The organism is Desulfovibrio gilichinskyi (assembly GCF_900177375.1).
Lineage (GTDB): Bacteria > Desulfobacterota > Desulfovibrionia > Desulfovibrionales > Desulfovibrionaceae > Maridesulfovibrio > Maridesulfovibrio gilichinskyi.
This window is the reverse complement of sequence record NZ_FWZU01000001.1, coordinates 873,526-887,962: the sequence shown is the minus strand read 5'-3', so window position 1 is coordinate 887,962 and position 14,437 is coordinate 873,526. Positions and strand designations below refer to the sequence as shown.

The following is a 14,437-nucleotide window of genomic DNA, read 5'->3' as shown; positions in this document are numbered from 1 at the left end:
TCTACTTTAATTGAACTTCTGAACAACCGTGCACCAGGGACATTCCTTAAGGAGGATAAATGACCCAGCAGATAACAGTCACTGAACACCTTTTACTGCATCAAAAGCAGATTCCGGGTGCGACAGGACAGTTTACGCATCTTTTTAATGAGCTAGTTCTTTCGGCGAAGATTATATCACGAGACGTTAGTAAAGCCGGTCTTGTCGATGTTCTGGGATTTACCGGAGAAATAAATGTTCAAGGTGAAGAAGTAAAAAAACTTGATGAGTTCGCCAATAGGATTTTAATTCATCGCATGGCCCGGTCCGGAGTTCTGTGCGCAATGGCTTCAGAAGAAAATGCCGATATCATTGATATCCCGCACGGACTGCCACAGGGAAGTTATATAATAATTTTTGACCCTCTTGATGGATCGTCCAATACTGATGTTAATGTTAATATAGGAACTATTTTTTCGATTTACCGCCGCAAAAGTAAGGTTGGGACTCCTGTTCAATCTTCCGATGTACTTCAGTGCTGTTCAGAGCAGGTTGCGGCCGGCTATGTGCTGTACGGTTCATCAACCATGCTTGTTTTTACAACCGGAGACGGAGTTCATGGTTTTACTCTTGACCCGGGGGTCGGTGAATTTTTACTTTCGCATCCGAATATGAAAATTCCGGAAAGAGGAAAGATCTATTCAGTAAACGAAGGTTACTGGTCATATTGGGATGAGGCAACTAAGAAAGTCATCAATCATTTCAAATCCGCTGATAATATTAACGGACATCCGTACAGTCTGCGTTACATCGGTTCCCTAGTGGCTGATTTTCATCGTAACCTCATTTATGGCGGTATATTTATGTATCCGGCCGACCATAGGGATCCGCATAAGCCTGTCGGTAAACTGAGACTTATGTGTGAAGCCGCTCCAATGGCAATGCTGGTTGAGCAGGCCGGCGGTATGGCTACAGACGGCACAAAACGTATTCTTGATATTGTTCCTCATGAACTGCATCAAAGGGTTCCGCTGTTTATCGGATCAAAACATGAAGTCTCGGTTGTTCGTGATATTTATGAGGAGCAGAACGGCTAATGCTATGTCTCGGAATTGAAAGTTCATGCGATGAAACCGGACTGGCCTTGGTTCGAGATGGAAAATTTATTGCAGAAAAATTGGCTTCGCAGGTGGATGTACACGCTCTTTTCGGTGGCGTTGTCCCTGAAATTGCGTCCAGAGAACATTTGAGGGCTCTGCCTGCGTTGTTCCGTGAACTTATGCAGGAGCAGGCGCTTACGGCTGATGATATTGATGTGATATCTGTTGCCCGCGGACCTGGTCTTCAGGGATGCTTATTGATGGGGCTTAACTTTGCAAAAGGGCTGGCTCTTTCAACCGGAGCTACCTTGATAGGTGTTAATCATCTTTGGGCGCATTTGATGGCGGCAGGGCTTGAACAGGAATTACAATTCCCTTCACTCGGATTGCTGGTTTCCGGCGGGCATACGCACATTTATCTTATAAAAAGTTCGTCAGAATTCATTCTTTTAGGTAGAACTCTTGATGACGCTGCCGGTGAGGCTTTTGATAAGACTGCAAAATTATTAAATATTCCATATCCCGGTGGCAAAATTGTTGATGAACTGGCTCGCGCTGGTAATGCAGATCGTAAAATGTTTCCAACTCCTTATATTAACAATGATAATTTGGACTTCAGCTTTAGCGGACTGAAAACAGCGGCGGCTATGTACGTTCAGGATCATCCTGAACTTCGGCTTTCTAATATGGGAATTCCTGACTCAGAAACCGAAGATCCTGAAATCACACGGCAAAGAAATGATATGTTTGCATCGTTTAACTACTCGGTAGCAAAAACTCTAAGTGTTAAGACAGAACGCGCACTGGAGAGGAATAAGGGTGTTAAATCCCTGATTGTTGCAGGGGGAGTTGCCGCAAACTCGGTGGTTCGAACTGTCATGACTAAAGTTGCTCGTAAATTTTCAATTCCTTTAGTTTTGCCGTCGCCTAAATTTTGTACAGATAATGGTGCAATGGTTGCGTTTTCAGGTTATCTTCTAGCTAAAGAAGGGTTCAGGCACGGGCTTGATCTTGAAGCTATTCCAAGAGGTCGGGTTGTCCCCGAGGACTGGATTCGTGTTGCACAAATATAGTCTGCAATTATTGCCATTTCAGCTATAGGTAGTTATCTTGATTATGTTGGAGAATGTTATAGCTCAATACAGCTTGACACTTTGCCTAACGATAATTAAATTTCATAATTGAGTTGGGGTCTTAACACTCCGCTTGGAAAATAAATTTGATCCACTTTTAAAGTGGTGTTATTATTAAAATATTACAACAAGGAGCACGTCATGTCTTTACAGGTAACAGATTCCACTTTTCAAGAAGAAGTTCTAAATAATGATAAACCGGTTCTGGTTGATTTCTGGGCCCCCTGGTGTGGCCCTTGTCGCGCTATGGGTCCTGTAATAGATGAACTTGCTGAAGAATTTTCAGATAAGATTAAAATTTGTAAGATGAATGTTGATGACAACCCTTCATCACCCGGTAAGTACGGCATTCGTGCTATTCCTACTCTTATCCTTTTTAAAGACGGAGAAGTTGTTGATCAAACTACAGGTGCTGTTTCTAAAAGCAGTATTAAGGAAATGATTACTAGCAAGGCTCTGTAATTTAATGAAGTCTTATGACGCTATTGTTATAGGGGGCGGACCGGCCGGAATGGCGGCCGCCCTTTATCTTGTCAGGGCAGGTGTGAAAATACTTGTCGTTGAGAAGTTAGCGTCCGGCGGGCAGATGCTTCTTACAGAAGAGCTTGAGAATTATCCCGGTTTTCCGGATGGAATTAAAGGTTATGAGCTTGCTGATCAAATGGCGGAGCATGTTAACAAATATAAATTTGATAAAATTCTAGATGAAGTTCAACAGATTATTCCTGGAAAAGGGTCGCATGAGATTATTGTAGCTGGCGTTTATTACAAGGCCAGAACTGTTATTATTACTACCGGGGTTGTTTTTAGAAAGCTAAAAGTTCCTAATGAAGAAAAACTTCTCGGACGCGGCGTTTCGTATTGCGCTCTATGTGACGGTAATTTTTACAAAAATAAAGTTGTTGCTGTTGTCGGTGGTGGAAATTCTGCCCTTGAAGAGTCACTTTACCTTGCAAGGCTCGTAAAGAAAATATATCTCATACATCGCAGATCAGAGTTTAGAGGGCTTAAGTGTTATCAGGATAAATGTAACGCTGATTCTAAAATCATTCCGGTTTTAAATTCCGTAGTATCCCGCATTGTCGGAGATAGCGAAGTGGTAGGTATCGAAATAAAGGATACTGTTACCAATGAATATACTGTCTTAGATGTTGATGGCGTTTTTATTTTTGTAGGATTCAATCCTGTAAGTACTTTTTTTCCTGCTGAGCTTCAATTGGATCAATCCGGTTTCATCAAAACGACTTGTGAAATGGAAACCAATATTCCCGGTATCTTTGCCGCCGGAGATATTCGATCCAAAAATTGTCGGCAGGTAGTTACCGCAGTAGGTGACGGCGCAACGGCTGCAACTGCAGCTTTTGCGTATTTGGAACACAACAATGCGTAATAGAATATTTTGTTTTATAGTTTGTTTGATTTTGATGTTCTGCACCACTGGATGTGGTGTTATCGATTACTATTTTCTTCCTAAACCTGAGGATACCGCGCAGGAACTCTATGAAGCCGGCGTTGAATCCATGAAGGATAAGAATTATAGTCAGGCGTCTGATTTTTTTGCGAAGTTAAAAGATAGATATCCATTCAGTCCTTACACCGTTAAAGCTGAAATCAGCCTAGGCGATTCATATTTTCTGGATGGCAAATTCTTCGATGCGTCAGAAGCATACAAAGAGTTCGCAGCTCTTCATCCCGGTAACGATGAGATTCCATATGTTCTGTTTCAAATAGGACTGAGCAATTTTTCATTGTTCAGCTCGATTGATAAGCCTCAGCAAAGTGTGAGCGAGGCTCTTGAGTATTTTTATCGTGTTGAAGAAGCCTATCCTGACAGCGAGTACGCAAAGTCCTCAAAGGGTTATATTATTAAATGCCGGCGGGCTCTTGCGGATCAGGAACTTTATATTGCCGACTTTTTCTGGCGATCCGGTAAATTCGGATCTGCGTGGAAAAGGTATGCTTTTGTAGTCCGTAACTTTAAGGACCTTCCTGAAGTTCGTAAGTATGCAATAAAACAGGCTGAAATGTCATACTATGAATATCAGAAAACTCTCTCGCAAGAAGAGAGAGAAAAGCTTCAAGGTTCATGGAAGGAACTTGTGGACTGGCTGTAATTACAGCTGTAAAGCGTATTAATTATTTAAAGCTAATTTACCCGGCTGACCGTTGTCTGTCGGGTATTTTTTTCGCAATTTTATCTAATTGTTTAACTGAATATTTCAGTTTATATTTATTAAGTAATATTTCATTTGTTTTAAAGTCCTTAATCTTTAAAAGAACTTAACAGACGCAGGTAAAAAAAATGACTTCAGATTCCTTTGCATTTCCTGATTGGCTTGAAGAATTTCAAATAACAGATGAAGTTTTTGCTAAAGCTTATGAGTCTGTTCTGCCTCCACAAAGGGCATGGATGAAGAAGACTATTGCGCAGGTATATGCAATCAGCTCCCCGGATTCTCCGCAAAGCAAATGGACTGTTAATACTTGGAAAGGGGGTTTTGAAACTGAAGTTGCGAATTCTCCTCTTGATTGCGTTCTTATGGTTATTGATAAAGGATCAAGTTCCGCAGTCAGAATTTTAGCCGCTCTTACACCGGCTTTAGCGGTCGGGGTTAAGAATATTATGGTTGTTTTTGTCGGAGACGGCGAAATTTCCGAAGCTGTTTTAACGGGCTTTGAGCTGGCCGGGCAGGAATCAGTTGTTTTGATTTCCGAGGATAAATTTTCAGAATTAGTTTCTTTTGTTTATGAATCAGACGCTTCTGCTGCAATTTTAGATCTGAGATCAACTCCCGCTGATCTTAGCTATTGCGAAAATGTCCGTTACTGGCGTGCTCCTAAAATATCTCTCATTTCAGTGTGCATGGATGAAGATGATCCGGATATGGACGTTATTAAATTTGCTCATCCTGATGTTGAAATCAAAGAAATCACAATTGAAGATCTTGCAGAATCCGGCGGAGATGCGGCCATTGTCCCGGCTGAACTTATCGGCGAAGCTCTGGTTGATTTTAAAATTGTTCTTTCGCATGACCAGGAAGGTTGCTGGCTGTGGAATACCATTACGGATCAGTTCTTTAGGAAAAATTCAATAGCTTTGACAGTTTGTTCATAGAAAAATAGTTGCTCAATTGCTGCCGAATATGCAGATCAGCATAGTTGAAAATTGTTTATGAATAAGAATTTTATACGGAAGGTAATTTTATGAGTGATAAATCTGATTTTTCTTCCACGAGTATCGGTAAAATACGAAATATTGGAATTATTGCACATATTGATGCCGGTAAAACAACTGTTACCGAGCGCATACTCTATTTTTCAGGCAAGATTCACAGGCTTGGCGAAGTTCATGAAGGGACCGCCACTATGGATTATATGCCGGAGGAACAGGAACGCGGCATTACCATTACTTCCGCTGTAACCACCTGCTTATGGAACAAGAATACAATCAATATAATTGATACCCCGGGCCATGTTGATTTTACTATTGAGGTACAGCGTTCACTTAGAGTTCTCGATGGCGCGATAGGTGTTTTTTGTGCTGTCGGCGGTGTTGAACCTCAGTCTGAAACTGTTTGGCGGCAGAGCGAAAGTTATAAGGTTCCGAAACTTATTTTCATAAATAAAATGGACAGACTCGGAGCAGATTTTGAAGCTGTTCTCGAATCTATAACAGATAAACTCAAAGCTAATATTCTTCCTGTACAGATTCCGGATGGCGCTGGAGAAGAGTTCGCTGGCGTTTTTGATCTTATCCGTCTCAAAAAACTTGTATATGATGACGATCAAAACGGCGAAGAATTTGAGGCGGTTGACCTTAGCGAAGAAGAATTAGAGCGGGTGTCTCCATGGCGCGGAAAAATGTGTGATACTCTTTCCGAGTTTGACGATGAATTTTTAGAGCGTTACCTGAGCGATGAAATTGATCCGAAGTACATAGAATCCGTTATTCGTAAAGCTACATTACAGCTTGCGCTTGTACCTGTTTTTGCCGGATCAGCTTTAAAAAACATCGGGGTGCAGCCTTTAATGGACGCGATAGGTAAATATCTGCCAAGTCCGCATGAAGTTGCGCAAATTAAAGGCGTTGACCCGCTTACAGGGGTTGAAAAAGTCGTAGAACCGAGTGTTTCGGCTGATTTTCAAGCTTTGGTTTTTAAGATTGTTATGGATTCAGGGCGCAAAATAGTGCTCATGAGAATTTATTCCGGCAAAATTGCAACTGGTGATACGGTTAAGAACGTAACGCAAGGGACCGTTGAGAGAATAGATCGCCTTTTCAGAATGCATGCCGGCCGCAGAGAAAAGCTGGATGTTGCAGGGGTAGGCGATATTGTCGCGGTGGACGGTCTTAAGAATTCCCGTACAGGCGACACTCTTTCTACTTCTGAAAAACCGATTATGCTTGAACAGATTGAACTCTATAAGCCGGTTATTTCATTAGCCATCGAGCCGCGCAATGCGGAAGAGTCCGAGAAACTTGAAGATGTGCTGGATAAATATCTGCAAGAAGATCCCACTCTTAATCTTAAAACAGATGAGGACACCGGACAGATAATTTTATCCGGTATGGGAGAACTTCATTTAGAAGTTGTACTTGAACGGATGCGCCGTGAATACGGGCTTGCTCCTAGAGCCGGAAAACCGCAAGTTGTCTATCAGGAAGTGCCGAGTATTTTGGCGGAAGCTGAAGAAGAATTTGACAGACAAATTGGTGATGAAAAATATTACGGATATGTAAAGCTGTCTGTTGAACCTTCTAAACGGGGCGAAGGGCGTAATGTCAGTTTTGAAATTGATACCGCTGTGTGGCCTTCCGTTTGGCTTGATGCTGTGGCTGAAGGTATAGATGATTCTCTACAAGTAGGCGTTTTGAAAGGATTTCCTGTTCAGGATGTCAGGGTTCGTGTGCTGGAGCTTAAAAAGAAAGAGACTGAGGCCACTACGCAGGGTTATCATTTTGCGGCTGGACGGGCACTTAAAAAAGCTTTAACTGCTTCATCTCCTAAGCTTATGGAACCGATTATGGATATAGAAATTTCAGTTCCTGATGATTTCATCGGAGATGTTATCGGTCTGCTTGGAGCTAAGGGCGCGCGTATTGAGAATATGCTTGATCGCCATGGACAGAAAGTCGTGCAGGCTCTTGCGCCACTTAGTAGAATGTTCGGATTTTCCACAGAGTTGCGGTCTTCAACTCAAGGTCGCGCTGGCTTTGTAATGAAGTTTCACAGCTTTGATGTCCTTGAAAAGTAATTCCTTCCTTGAGTGTCTTTTGTGTGAATCCTTAAATGCAGGCTTCTCATAAGCTGTATTTCAATATATTGGTTTTCTGATTTTGCTTTGTTATTAATCAGCCGGTAAAGAAGGAATTTTGATGTTAAAAGAAGAAAGCAGGTATGTTAAGTTAAAACGACTTATCCGATTTTATTACCTAAAAATTTTACGTCTTAATGGTTCCCCCTACCAAATTGCCATGGGGGTAGCCTGCGGTGTTTTCGGAGGATGTTTTCCCGTTATCCCGGGATTACCTTTGCAGACAGTTATAGCTGTGGCCGCCTCTTTCATAACCAGAAGTAATAAATTGGCAGCAATTATCGCAACATGGATTTCAAATCCTTTTAACTGGATTTTATTTTATTACATTCAATTTAAAATCGGAACATTTCTGCTCCCGATACATGTTACGTTTGATCCTGCAACATGGCAGGTTTCAGATTTTATGGAAATAGGTTGGCAAGGGGTTACTATTTTAATGTTCGGTGGTTTTGTTCTGGCTGTTCCTCTGTCCATAGCCGCATATTTTATTACACTGTTTGTTGTTAGAAGAAATAGAAAACGGAAAGCATTACGCATGCTGTCTCGTAAGAATTAATTGTAATTAACTAGTGCCAGTCAAATCAATTCGTATTAAGCTAAAGCCTCCCTTAGGGGAGGCTTTTTTAATAGTTCAATTTAAATGACGTTTATTGTAATACTTCTTGAAAAATATCAATTAAATGTTTAAAAATGCAGATAGAATTGATTACGAATAATGATTGGGAGACTTTTTATGTCTGATGATATGACTACGCAAGTTTTTAAAGAGGAGGCTTTCGAGCTTTTAGGTGAGCTTGAAACCTCTTTATTAGAACTTGAAGACCTTCCTAACGATATGGATTTAATCAACAGAGTATTCAGGGCTTTACATACAATCAAAGGCTCCGGATCCATGTTCGGGTTTGATGCAATTGCAGGATTTACTCATCATGTTGAAAACGTTTTTGATCTGGTCAGAAACGGTGAGCTGTTAGTTACTAAAGAATTGTTGACTCTTGTTTTGGCGTCCCGTGATCATATTTATTCAATGTTGCTGTCGTCGTCCGGTGAGGGGGAAATCGGTAAATCTGAAGAGATTCTTGAAAATCTTAAACAAATTGTGGGCGGAGGATCACCGGAATCAGCATCAGCTGAATCTGATTTGCCTGCTGCTGAAAATATTGAACCAGAAAAAATAAAAAGTGAATCTTCGGAAAAAGAAGAAATTAATATTAATAAATCCCAAATCGGGAACTCCGACGTTCTTTGGGAATGCTTTTTTAAGATTACAATCAGCTCTGTTGCCGCGGATAATGTGTCAACGGATTCTCTGCTGCCCCTTTTTGAAGATCTCGCAAGTATTGGAGAAATCAGATCTGAACTGACTTTTACAGATTTTGAGAATAATCCTGATCATTCCGGAAACTGGTGGGAACTTCTTTTCTTTAGCAATAAAGACAGCTCTTCTATTGAAGAAATTTTCTTTTTCACTGATGTTCCGATTACCGTACAAGTTAAAGAGCTGGATCAAGCTAAACTTGATGAATATATTTCTGAAATTGATACAGCTGAAACTGGTGCGTCAGAAAATTCTGGCATATCTTTCGATAAAGCCGATAAATCTTCTGATGAAGAACCGGTAACGCAGAAGCCAGATACGGTTAAGAAACTGGGTGAGATTCTTGTCGACAGAGGAGATGTATCGCAGAAAGATCTGGATGACGCTCTTGCTGATCAAAAACCTATCGGCGAACTACTGACTGCCAAAGGCATCGTTGCACGCGAAAAAGTGGACAGTGCTTTAGCCGAACAGCGCGCCAGTAAAAAAACTGACCCTTCCGTCCGTAAACCGGAGGCGGCTTCTTCAATAAGAGTTTCCGCAGATAAACTTGACTTGCTGGTTGACCTCGTTGGTGAGTTAGTCATTGTCCAAGCTCAGATATGCCAGGTTGTCAGTAAGAAAAATGACCCTGTTCTCACATCTCTTTCGGAAGAACTGGAACGCCTTTCGGATGAACTAAGAGACAGTACCCTTGGAATAAGAATGCTTCCGATCGGAACGACATTCAGTAAATTCAGACGATTGGTGCGTGATCTTTCCGATGAACTCGGTAAGGAAATGGATTTGCATACAATCGGCGCAGAAACAGAGCTGGATAAAACCGTTATTGAAAGATTGAGCGATCCTCTTATTCACTTATTACGAAATTCCATAGATCACGGGGTAGAACTTCCTGCTGTTCGTGAAGCGAGCGGAAAGCCGAGGCGCGGAAGTATCACTTTAACAGCAGAGCATTCCGGCGGCGAAGTTGTGATTTTGATTAAAGATGACGGTAAGGGCATGTCACAAGATGTTATTAGAGCAAAAGCGATAGAAAAAGGTCTTATTGCCGCCGATGCGGAGCTGTCATCAAAAGAAATTTTCAATCTTATTTTTGAGCCGGGTTTTTCTACTGCGGAGAAAATTACCAACGTTTCCGGGCGCGGTGTCGGAATGGATGTTGTAAAACGCGCAATCGATTCATTACGAGGGCGTATTGATATAGATAGTCAGGAAGGAAAAGGGTCTTTAATTACAATCAGATTGCCATTGACTCTTGCAATTATTGATGGATTGCAGGTTAAAGTTGATAACGGCTATTTTGTAATTCCTCTTTCGCTTGTTGAAGAATGCGTTGAACTGACCCGTAAAGATGTAGAAGCTGCAAACGGGCAGCAGTTCGTTAATTTGCGCGGTGAAATTGTCCCTTATATTCGTATTAGAGAATGGTTTGATGTGGAGGGTGAAGCTCCTGCTATAGAACAAATTGTAATAACAGGGCTTGAAGGTGAGAGATTGGGAGTTGTTGTTGATACTGTAATAGGAGAACATCAAACTGTTATTAAAAGTCTTGGCAGGGTTTACAGAGATGTAGAAGGTATTTCCGGTGCAACGATTAAAGGAGACGGAACTCTTGCTTTAATCCTTGATATACCGAAGCTTTTTCGTACTGTTCTTGCAGAAATAAAAGCAGCAGGCTAAAGTCTATATGAATAATATTGATGATATGAATTTCATCACTCCCAAAATGCAGGATGCTGATTTTAAAAAATTCAGTAACCTGATTAAGAGTGAATTCGGAATTAAAATGCCTATTACCAAAAAGACCATGCTCGAGGCTCGGCTTCAGAAAAGATTGAGAGCTTTGGGAATGAAGTCTCATTCCGAGTACTGTGATTTTATATTCAGTCCAGGCGGGCTTGAAAAAGAACTTACACAACTGATTGATGTTGTTACAACTAATACGACTGATTTTTTTCGCGAGCCTAAACATTTTGAGATCCTTCTCAGCACTGTTTTGCCTGAGTTTACACGGCGAAGTTCTTCTACTCTTAAAGTCTGGTCTGCCGGGTGTTCCAGTGGAGAGGAGCCATATACTTTGGCTATTGTTCTAAGTGAGTTTGCTGCAAATAATCCTGATTTTAATTTTTCAATACTTGCGACGGATATTTCAAACGAGATACTCAACAAAGCCATAAATGCCGTGTACCCGCTCAGCAAGGTTGATGTTATCCCGATGGCTATGAAAAAAAAATATCTGCTTAAAAGTAGGAATAAAGATAAGCAACTGATCAGAATTGCTCCGGAAATAAGACGCAAGGTTGAATTTCGCAGATTAAACTTCATGGAAAAGTTTCCGTTTAAAGATGAAAAAGATATAATCTTTTGTCGTAATGTGGTGATTTATTTTGATCGACCAACCCAATACACCCTTTTCAGTAAGTTTTGTGCACGGCTATCTAAAGGTGGATTTTTATTTATAGGTCATTCCGAAAGTATTTCAGGAATGGATCTTCCAGTAAGGCAAATTGCTCCTACAGTTTACCAGAAAATTTGAGGGAAGAATGAGAAAGAAGACCCGTGTATTAATTGTTGATGATTCTGCTTTGGTTAGAAGCGCGATGATGAGTCTGTTTGAGACAGATCCTGATATTGAAGTTGTCGGCAGTGCCGCCGATCCGTTTTTAGCTGCAAAGATAATGGAAACGGTTATTCCGGATGTCATTACTTTAGATATTGAGATGCCGCGAATGGATGGACTGACCTTTTTGCGGAAGTTGATGACTCAACATCCGATTGCTGTTGTAATTTGTTCAACTCTTACTGAAAAAGGGTCGGATAGTTATATGAAAGCTCTTGAATTCGGCGCAGTTGAGGTTATTACTAAACCTAAAGTTGGAACAAGACAGTTCTTTGAAGAATCCTGCATCAGAGTTTGTGATGTCGTTAAAGCTGCGGCTTTAACCAAGCCTAAAAAACTTACATCAAAACCTATGATCGTTCAGCCGAAGCTTACAGCCGATGCAATGCTGCCTAAAGCCAAAACCAATTGTTTGCAGACAACAGAAAAAGTGGTTTTAGTGGGAGCATCAACCGGTGGGACAGAAGCTTTGCTTACATTTTTACAAAGTATGCCTTTAGACTGTCCGGGGATTGCAATTGTTCAGCATATGCCGGAACATTTTACGGCGGCTTTTTCAAACAGACTTAATAATATCTGCCAGATCAAAGTTAAGGAAGCTGTAGACGGGGACAGTATACTCAGAGGGCAGGCTCTCATTGCTCCCGGAAATAAGCACATGCTGGTTAAAAGATCCGGCGCGCGCTATTACGTAGAAATAAAGGACGGACCGCTTGTCAGCAGGCATAGACCTTCTGTTGATGTCCTGTTCAGATCCGGTGCGCACAATGCAGGCAAAAATGCGATCGGTGTTATTATGACCGGAATGGGTGATGACGGCGCAAAAGGTATGAAAGAGATGCATGATGCCGGAACATACTGTATCGCTCAGGACGAAGCCTCTTGCGTAGTATTCGGTATGCCGCAGGAAGCAATTAAGCACGGCGGAGTTGATACTGTTATGCCGCTTAAAAAGATTGCATCCGAAGTTATGGCTAAGAGTTGCCGTTAGGCGGAATCGTAAATTTATTGGATATGCTGATTTTGAGGAGCTCTCAGGATATCTTAAGTATATCCTGAGAGCTTTTTTTGAGTTTGATGACTATATTTCGTGCGAGTGTGGTTTTTATTTCTTGCCCTGATTATGTTTATGAAAAACGACATTGACTTCTTCCGCAGTGACTAACCCTTCGGACATGGTTTCTATTAAATAATCTTTAAATGGTGCTATTTTTTCAGCGGTATCGACAATTTCTATGATCATCGGTAAATCTTCTGAAAGTCTTAAAATAGAAGTTGTGCGAACTTGGCTGTTCACTCCATAGCCCATTACCCCGCGATATACGGTTGCCCCTGCAAGCCCTCTTTGTCTGGCTTCATGCACAATTACTTCGAAGGTGGGGCGGTGGTCTATGCGGTTTTCTTCTCCTGTAAAAATCCTGAGTCGTACAGCTTTTTCTGGCAGATTCATTCTAAGCTCCGTTTTAATAATATTGGGTAAAGTCGGTCAGAATTTTATGAAACTATTGCTCTTCCAAGAGTGAGTCCTGCAATCACGCAGAGAAATCCAAATGCACTCTGTCCACCGATATTCAGGGCGGCCAGCGTCCATTGTCCGGATTTTGCGAGAGTGGTTGTTTCAAACATATAAGTCGAAAATGTTGTAAATGCACCCATAAATCCGGTGAGGACCATTAATCTCATATGCGGTGAAAGTCCTAGCCTATCCTGAAATGTTCCGGTAATAATTCCAAATAGTAAACATCCAAGCATGTTGACGGTAAAAGTACCTGCCGGGAAATTAGAATCAAAAAAACGTTGGGCTGCGCCGGAAACAAAATATCTGCAAAGTGTTCCGGCTGCTCCGCCTGCTGCTAAGAAAAAATATTTTTGCATATCTGCTGTCCTGTATTAAACTATATCATTGCTGAAAAATCAGTACCACTTCAAGCTATAAGAGAAAAGCGCAATGGCCTTTGAAATAGAACTTAAATATTTGAATGTTGATCATGATCAGCTGAAAAAATCTCTCAAAAATTTTGGCGGAGAGTTTCTTTCGCGTCATTTTGAGCGTAATGTTGTTCTAGATGATCCTTCCAGAACACTTTTTAAACGTTCGGCCTTATTAAGAGTAAGGCAGGCCGATAAAATAACCATGACCGTTAAACGTATTCCGGCAAACATAGTTTCCGGAAAAGCAAAGGTGTATATTGAACATGAAACAGAAGTTTCAGATTTTAATGAAACTGTTTCAGCTCTGGAAGTTTTGGGGTATTCTCCGGTCTTTAAATATGAAAAATTCAGAGAAGAATGGAAGTTTGAGGAATGCTTAATATGCCTCGATCTTCTACCGTTCGGGTCATTTATTGAAATTGAAGGAACTGAAGACTCGATTCTGGCATGTGCGGATAAACTCGGGCTTGATGAATCCTCTGCCAGTAAAAAAACATACCATGAATTGAACAGGGCCTACCGCGCGAAAGCCGGGCTTGAAGCTGATGAAAATTTTGTATTCAGCCCTGAAGAGTTGGAAGCTTTGGAATATTAAACGTATAAAATCTAAAAGATTATAATTCATAATTACGTTTTATTGTCATTTCGTGCTCGACAGATAGTGAATTAGTTCTTATTGTTAGCTAAGATAAAAAACAAATATTTTAATTGTGTAGTGAAATATGTCTAAATATAATGAAGAATTTGATTCAGATGTTGTCTTTAAGGATGAGCTTAAAGAACCTAGAAAGTATAAGGTTTTGTTGCATAACGATGATTATACTTCCATGGAATTTGTTATTGCTGTGCTAGTGCAAGTGTTTAGAAAAACAGAGGAAGAATCAACTGAGATTATGCTTAAAGTTCATAATGAAGGATTCGCAATCTGTGGTATATACACTGCAGAAGTAGCTGAAACACGCGTGGAAATGGTCAGGCAGCTTGCAACGCAAGCCGGCTTTCCTCTTAAATGTACAATAGAAGAGGTCTGATA

The 14,437-nt window shown here is 41.0% G+C and carries 15 protein-coding genes; 13 read left to right on the top strand and 2 right to left on the bottom strand.

Going from position 1 to position 14,437, the window contains the following annotated elements:
- The first annotated feature begins 59 nt into the window (after positions 1 to 59).
- The 11 genes from fbp to B9N78_RS04085 all read left to right on the top strand — a co-directional run bounded on the left by fbp (position 60) and on the right by B9N78_RS04085 (position 12,463).
- Positions 60 to 1,076 (top strand): class 1 fructose-bisphosphatase, encoded by a 1,017-nt coding sequence (gene fbp, locus B9N78_RS04135; RefSeq protein WP_085098726.1) that lies wholly within the window; start codon positions 60 to 62, stop codon positions 1,074 to 1,076.
- A complete protein-coding gene (tsaD, locus tag B9N78_RS04130) occupies positions 1,076 to 2,152 on the top strand; it encodes a tRNA (adenosine(37)-N6)-threonylcarbamoyltransferase complex transferase subunit TsaD (protein WP_085098723.1) in 1,077 nt (358 codons plus the stop codon). Before fbp ends, tsaD begins: the two co-directional genes overlap by 1 nt.
- A 201-nt stretch (positions 2,153 to 2,353) precedes the next feature.
- On the top strand, positions 2,354 to 2,674 hold the full coding sequence (gene trxA / locus B9N78_RS04125) for a thioredoxin (RefSeq protein ID WP_085098720.1): 321 nt from the start codon (positions 2,354 to 2,356) through the stop codon (positions 2,672 to 2,674).
- A 4-nt stretch (positions 2,675 to 2,678) separates the two neighbouring features.
- A complete protein-coding gene (gene trxB, locus B9N78_RS04120; RefSeq protein WP_085098717.1) occupies positions 2,679 to 3,602 on the top strand; it encodes a thioredoxin-disulfide reductase in 924 nt (307 codons plus the stop codon).
- Positions 3,595 to 4,326 carry an outer membrane protein assembly factor BamD gene (locus tag B9N78_RS04115; RefSeq protein WP_085098714.1) on the top strand — a complete coding sequence of 244 codons (732 nt, stop codon included), beginning with the start codon at positions 3,595 to 3,597 and terminating at the stop codon, positions 4,324 to 4,326. The genes trxB and B9N78_RS04115 overlap by 8 nt, the downstream gene beginning before the upstream one ends.
- Positions 4,327 to 4,514: 188 nt before the next feature.
- Positions 4,515 to 5,327 carry a histidinol dehydrogenase gene (locus B9N78_RS04110; RefSeq protein WP_085098711.1) on the top strand — a complete coding sequence of 271 codons (813 nt, stop codon included), beginning with the start codon at positions 4,515 to 4,517 and terminating at the stop codon, positions 5,325 to 5,327.
- A gap of 89 nt (positions 5,328 to 5,416) precedes the next feature.
- On the top strand, positions 5,417 to 7,468 hold the full coding sequence (fusA, locus tag B9N78_RS04105; RefSeq protein ID WP_085098709.1) for an elongation factor G: 2,052 nt from the start codon (positions 5,417 to 5,419) through the stop codon (positions 7,466 to 7,468).
- Between the two features lie 121 nt (positions 7,469 to 7,589).
- Positions 7,590 to 8,087 carry a DUF2062 domain-containing protein gene (locus B9N78_RS04100; RefSeq protein WP_085098706.1) on the top strand — a complete coding sequence of 166 codons (498 nt, stop codon included), beginning with the start codon at positions 7,590 to 7,592 and terminating at the stop codon, positions 8,085 to 8,087.
- A 177-nt stretch (positions 8,088 to 8,264) separates the two neighbouring features.
- Positions 8,265 to 10,532, top strand: coding sequence for a chemotaxis protein CheA (locus B9N78_RS04095; protein WP_085098704.1), 2,268 nt, complete (start codon positions 8,265 to 8,267; stop codon positions 10,530 to 10,532).
- A 7-nt stretch (positions 10,533 to 10,539) separates the two neighbouring features.
- Positions 10,540 to 11,388 carry a CheR family methyltransferase gene (locus B9N78_RS04090; protein ID WP_085098701.1) on the top strand — a complete coding sequence of 283 codons (849 nt, stop codon included), beginning with the start codon at positions 10,540 to 10,542 and terminating at the stop codon, positions 11,386 to 11,388.
- A gap of 7 nt (positions 11,389 to 11,395) precedes the next feature.
- Entirely contained in the window at positions 11,396 to 12,463 is a 1,068-nt protein-coding gene (locus B9N78_RS04085; protein ID WP_085098698.1) for a protein-glutamate methylesterase/protein-glutamine glutaminase, read from the top strand.
- Positions 12,464 to 12,577: 114 nt separating this feature from the next.
- On the opposite strand, the gene B9N78_RS04080 is transcribed toward B9N78_RS04085, so the two are convergent.
- Both B9N78_RS04080 and crcB read right to left on the bottom strand, forming a co-directional pair.
- Positions 12,578 to 12,922, bottom strand: coding sequence for a DUF190 domain-containing protein (locus B9N78_RS04080; RefSeq protein WP_085098695.1), 345 nt, complete (start codon positions 12,920 to 12,922; stop codon positions 12,578 to 12,580).
- 44 nt (positions 12,923 to 12,966) lie between these two features.
- Complete coding sequence (gene crcB, locus B9N78_RS04075) at positions 12,967 to 13,347, bottom strand: fluoride efflux transporter CrcB (protein ID WP_085098692.1); 381 nt, start codon at positions 13,345 to 13,347, stop codon at positions 12,967 to 12,969.
- A gap of 73 nt (positions 13,348 to 13,420) precedes the next feature.
- Here crcB and B9N78_RS04070 point away from each other — a divergent pair, with 73 nt between their 5' ends.
- Complete coding sequence (locus B9N78_RS04070) at positions 13,421 to 13,999, top strand: class IV adenylate cyclase (RefSeq protein WP_085098689.1); 579 nt, start codon at positions 13,421 to 13,423, stop codon at positions 13,997 to 13,999.
- A 127-nt stretch (positions 14,000 to 14,126) separates the two neighbouring features.
- Entirely contained in the window at positions 14,127 to 14,435 is a 309-nt protein-coding gene (clpS, locus tag B9N78_RS04065) for an ATP-dependent Clp protease adapter ClpS (RefSeq protein WP_085098686.1), read from the top strand.
- Positions 14,436 to 14,437: the final 2 nt, after the last annotated feature.

Coding starts and splice junctions, on each gene's coding strand:
- fbp (WP_085098726.1), top strand. CDS start 60: ATGACCCAGCAGATAACAGTCACTGAACACCTTTTACTGCATCAAAAG.
- tsaD (WP_085098723.1), top strand. CDS start 1,076: ATGCTATGTCTCGGAATTGAAAGTTCATGCGATGAAACCGGACTGGCC.
- trxA (WP_085098720.1), top strand. CDS start 2,354: ATGTCTTTACAGGTAACAGATTCCACTTTTCAAGAAGAAGTTCTAAAT.
- trxB (WP_085098717.1), top strand. CDS start 2,679: ATGAAGTCTTATGACGCTATTGTTATAGGGGGCGGACCGGCCGGAATG.
- B9N78_RS04115 (WP_085098714.1), top strand. CDS start 3,595: ATGCGTAATAGAATATTTTGTTTTATAGTTTGTTTGATTTTGATGTTC.
- B9N78_RS04110 (WP_085098711.1), top strand. CDS start 4,515: ATGACTTCAGATTCCTTTGCATTTCCTGATTGGCTTGAAGAATTTCAA.
- fusA (WP_085098709.1), top strand. CDS start 5,417: ATGAGTGATAAATCTGATTTTTCTTCCACGAGTATCGGTAAAATACGA.
- B9N78_RS04100 (WP_085098706.1), top strand. CDS start 7,590: ATGTTAAAAGAAGAAAGCAGGTATGTTAAGTTAAAACGACTTATCCGA.
- B9N78_RS04095 (WP_085098704.1), top strand. CDS start 8,265: ATGTCTGATGATATGACTACGCAAGTTTTTAAAGAGGAGGCTTTCGAG.
- B9N78_RS04090 (WP_085098701.1), top strand. CDS start 10,540: ATGAATAATATTGATGATATGAATTTCATCACTCCCAAAATGCAGGAT.
- B9N78_RS04085 (WP_085098698.1), top strand. CDS start 11,396: ATGAGAAAGAAGACCCGTGTATTAATTGTTGATGATTCTGCTTTGGTT.
- B9N78_RS04080 (WP_085098695.1), bottom strand. CDS start 12,922: ATGAATCTGCCAGAAAAAGCTGTACGACTCAGGATTTTTACAGGAGAA.
- crcB (WP_085098692.1), bottom strand. CDS start 13,347: ATGCAAAAATATTTTTTCTTAGCAGCAGGCGGAGCAGCCGGAACACTT.
- B9N78_RS04070 (WP_085098689.1), top strand. CDS start 13,421: ATGGCCTTTGAAATAGAACTTAAATATTTGAATGTTGATCATGATCAG.
- clpS (WP_085098686.1), top strand. CDS start 14,127: ATGTCTAAATATAATGAAGAATTTGATTCAGATGTTGTCTTTAAGGAT.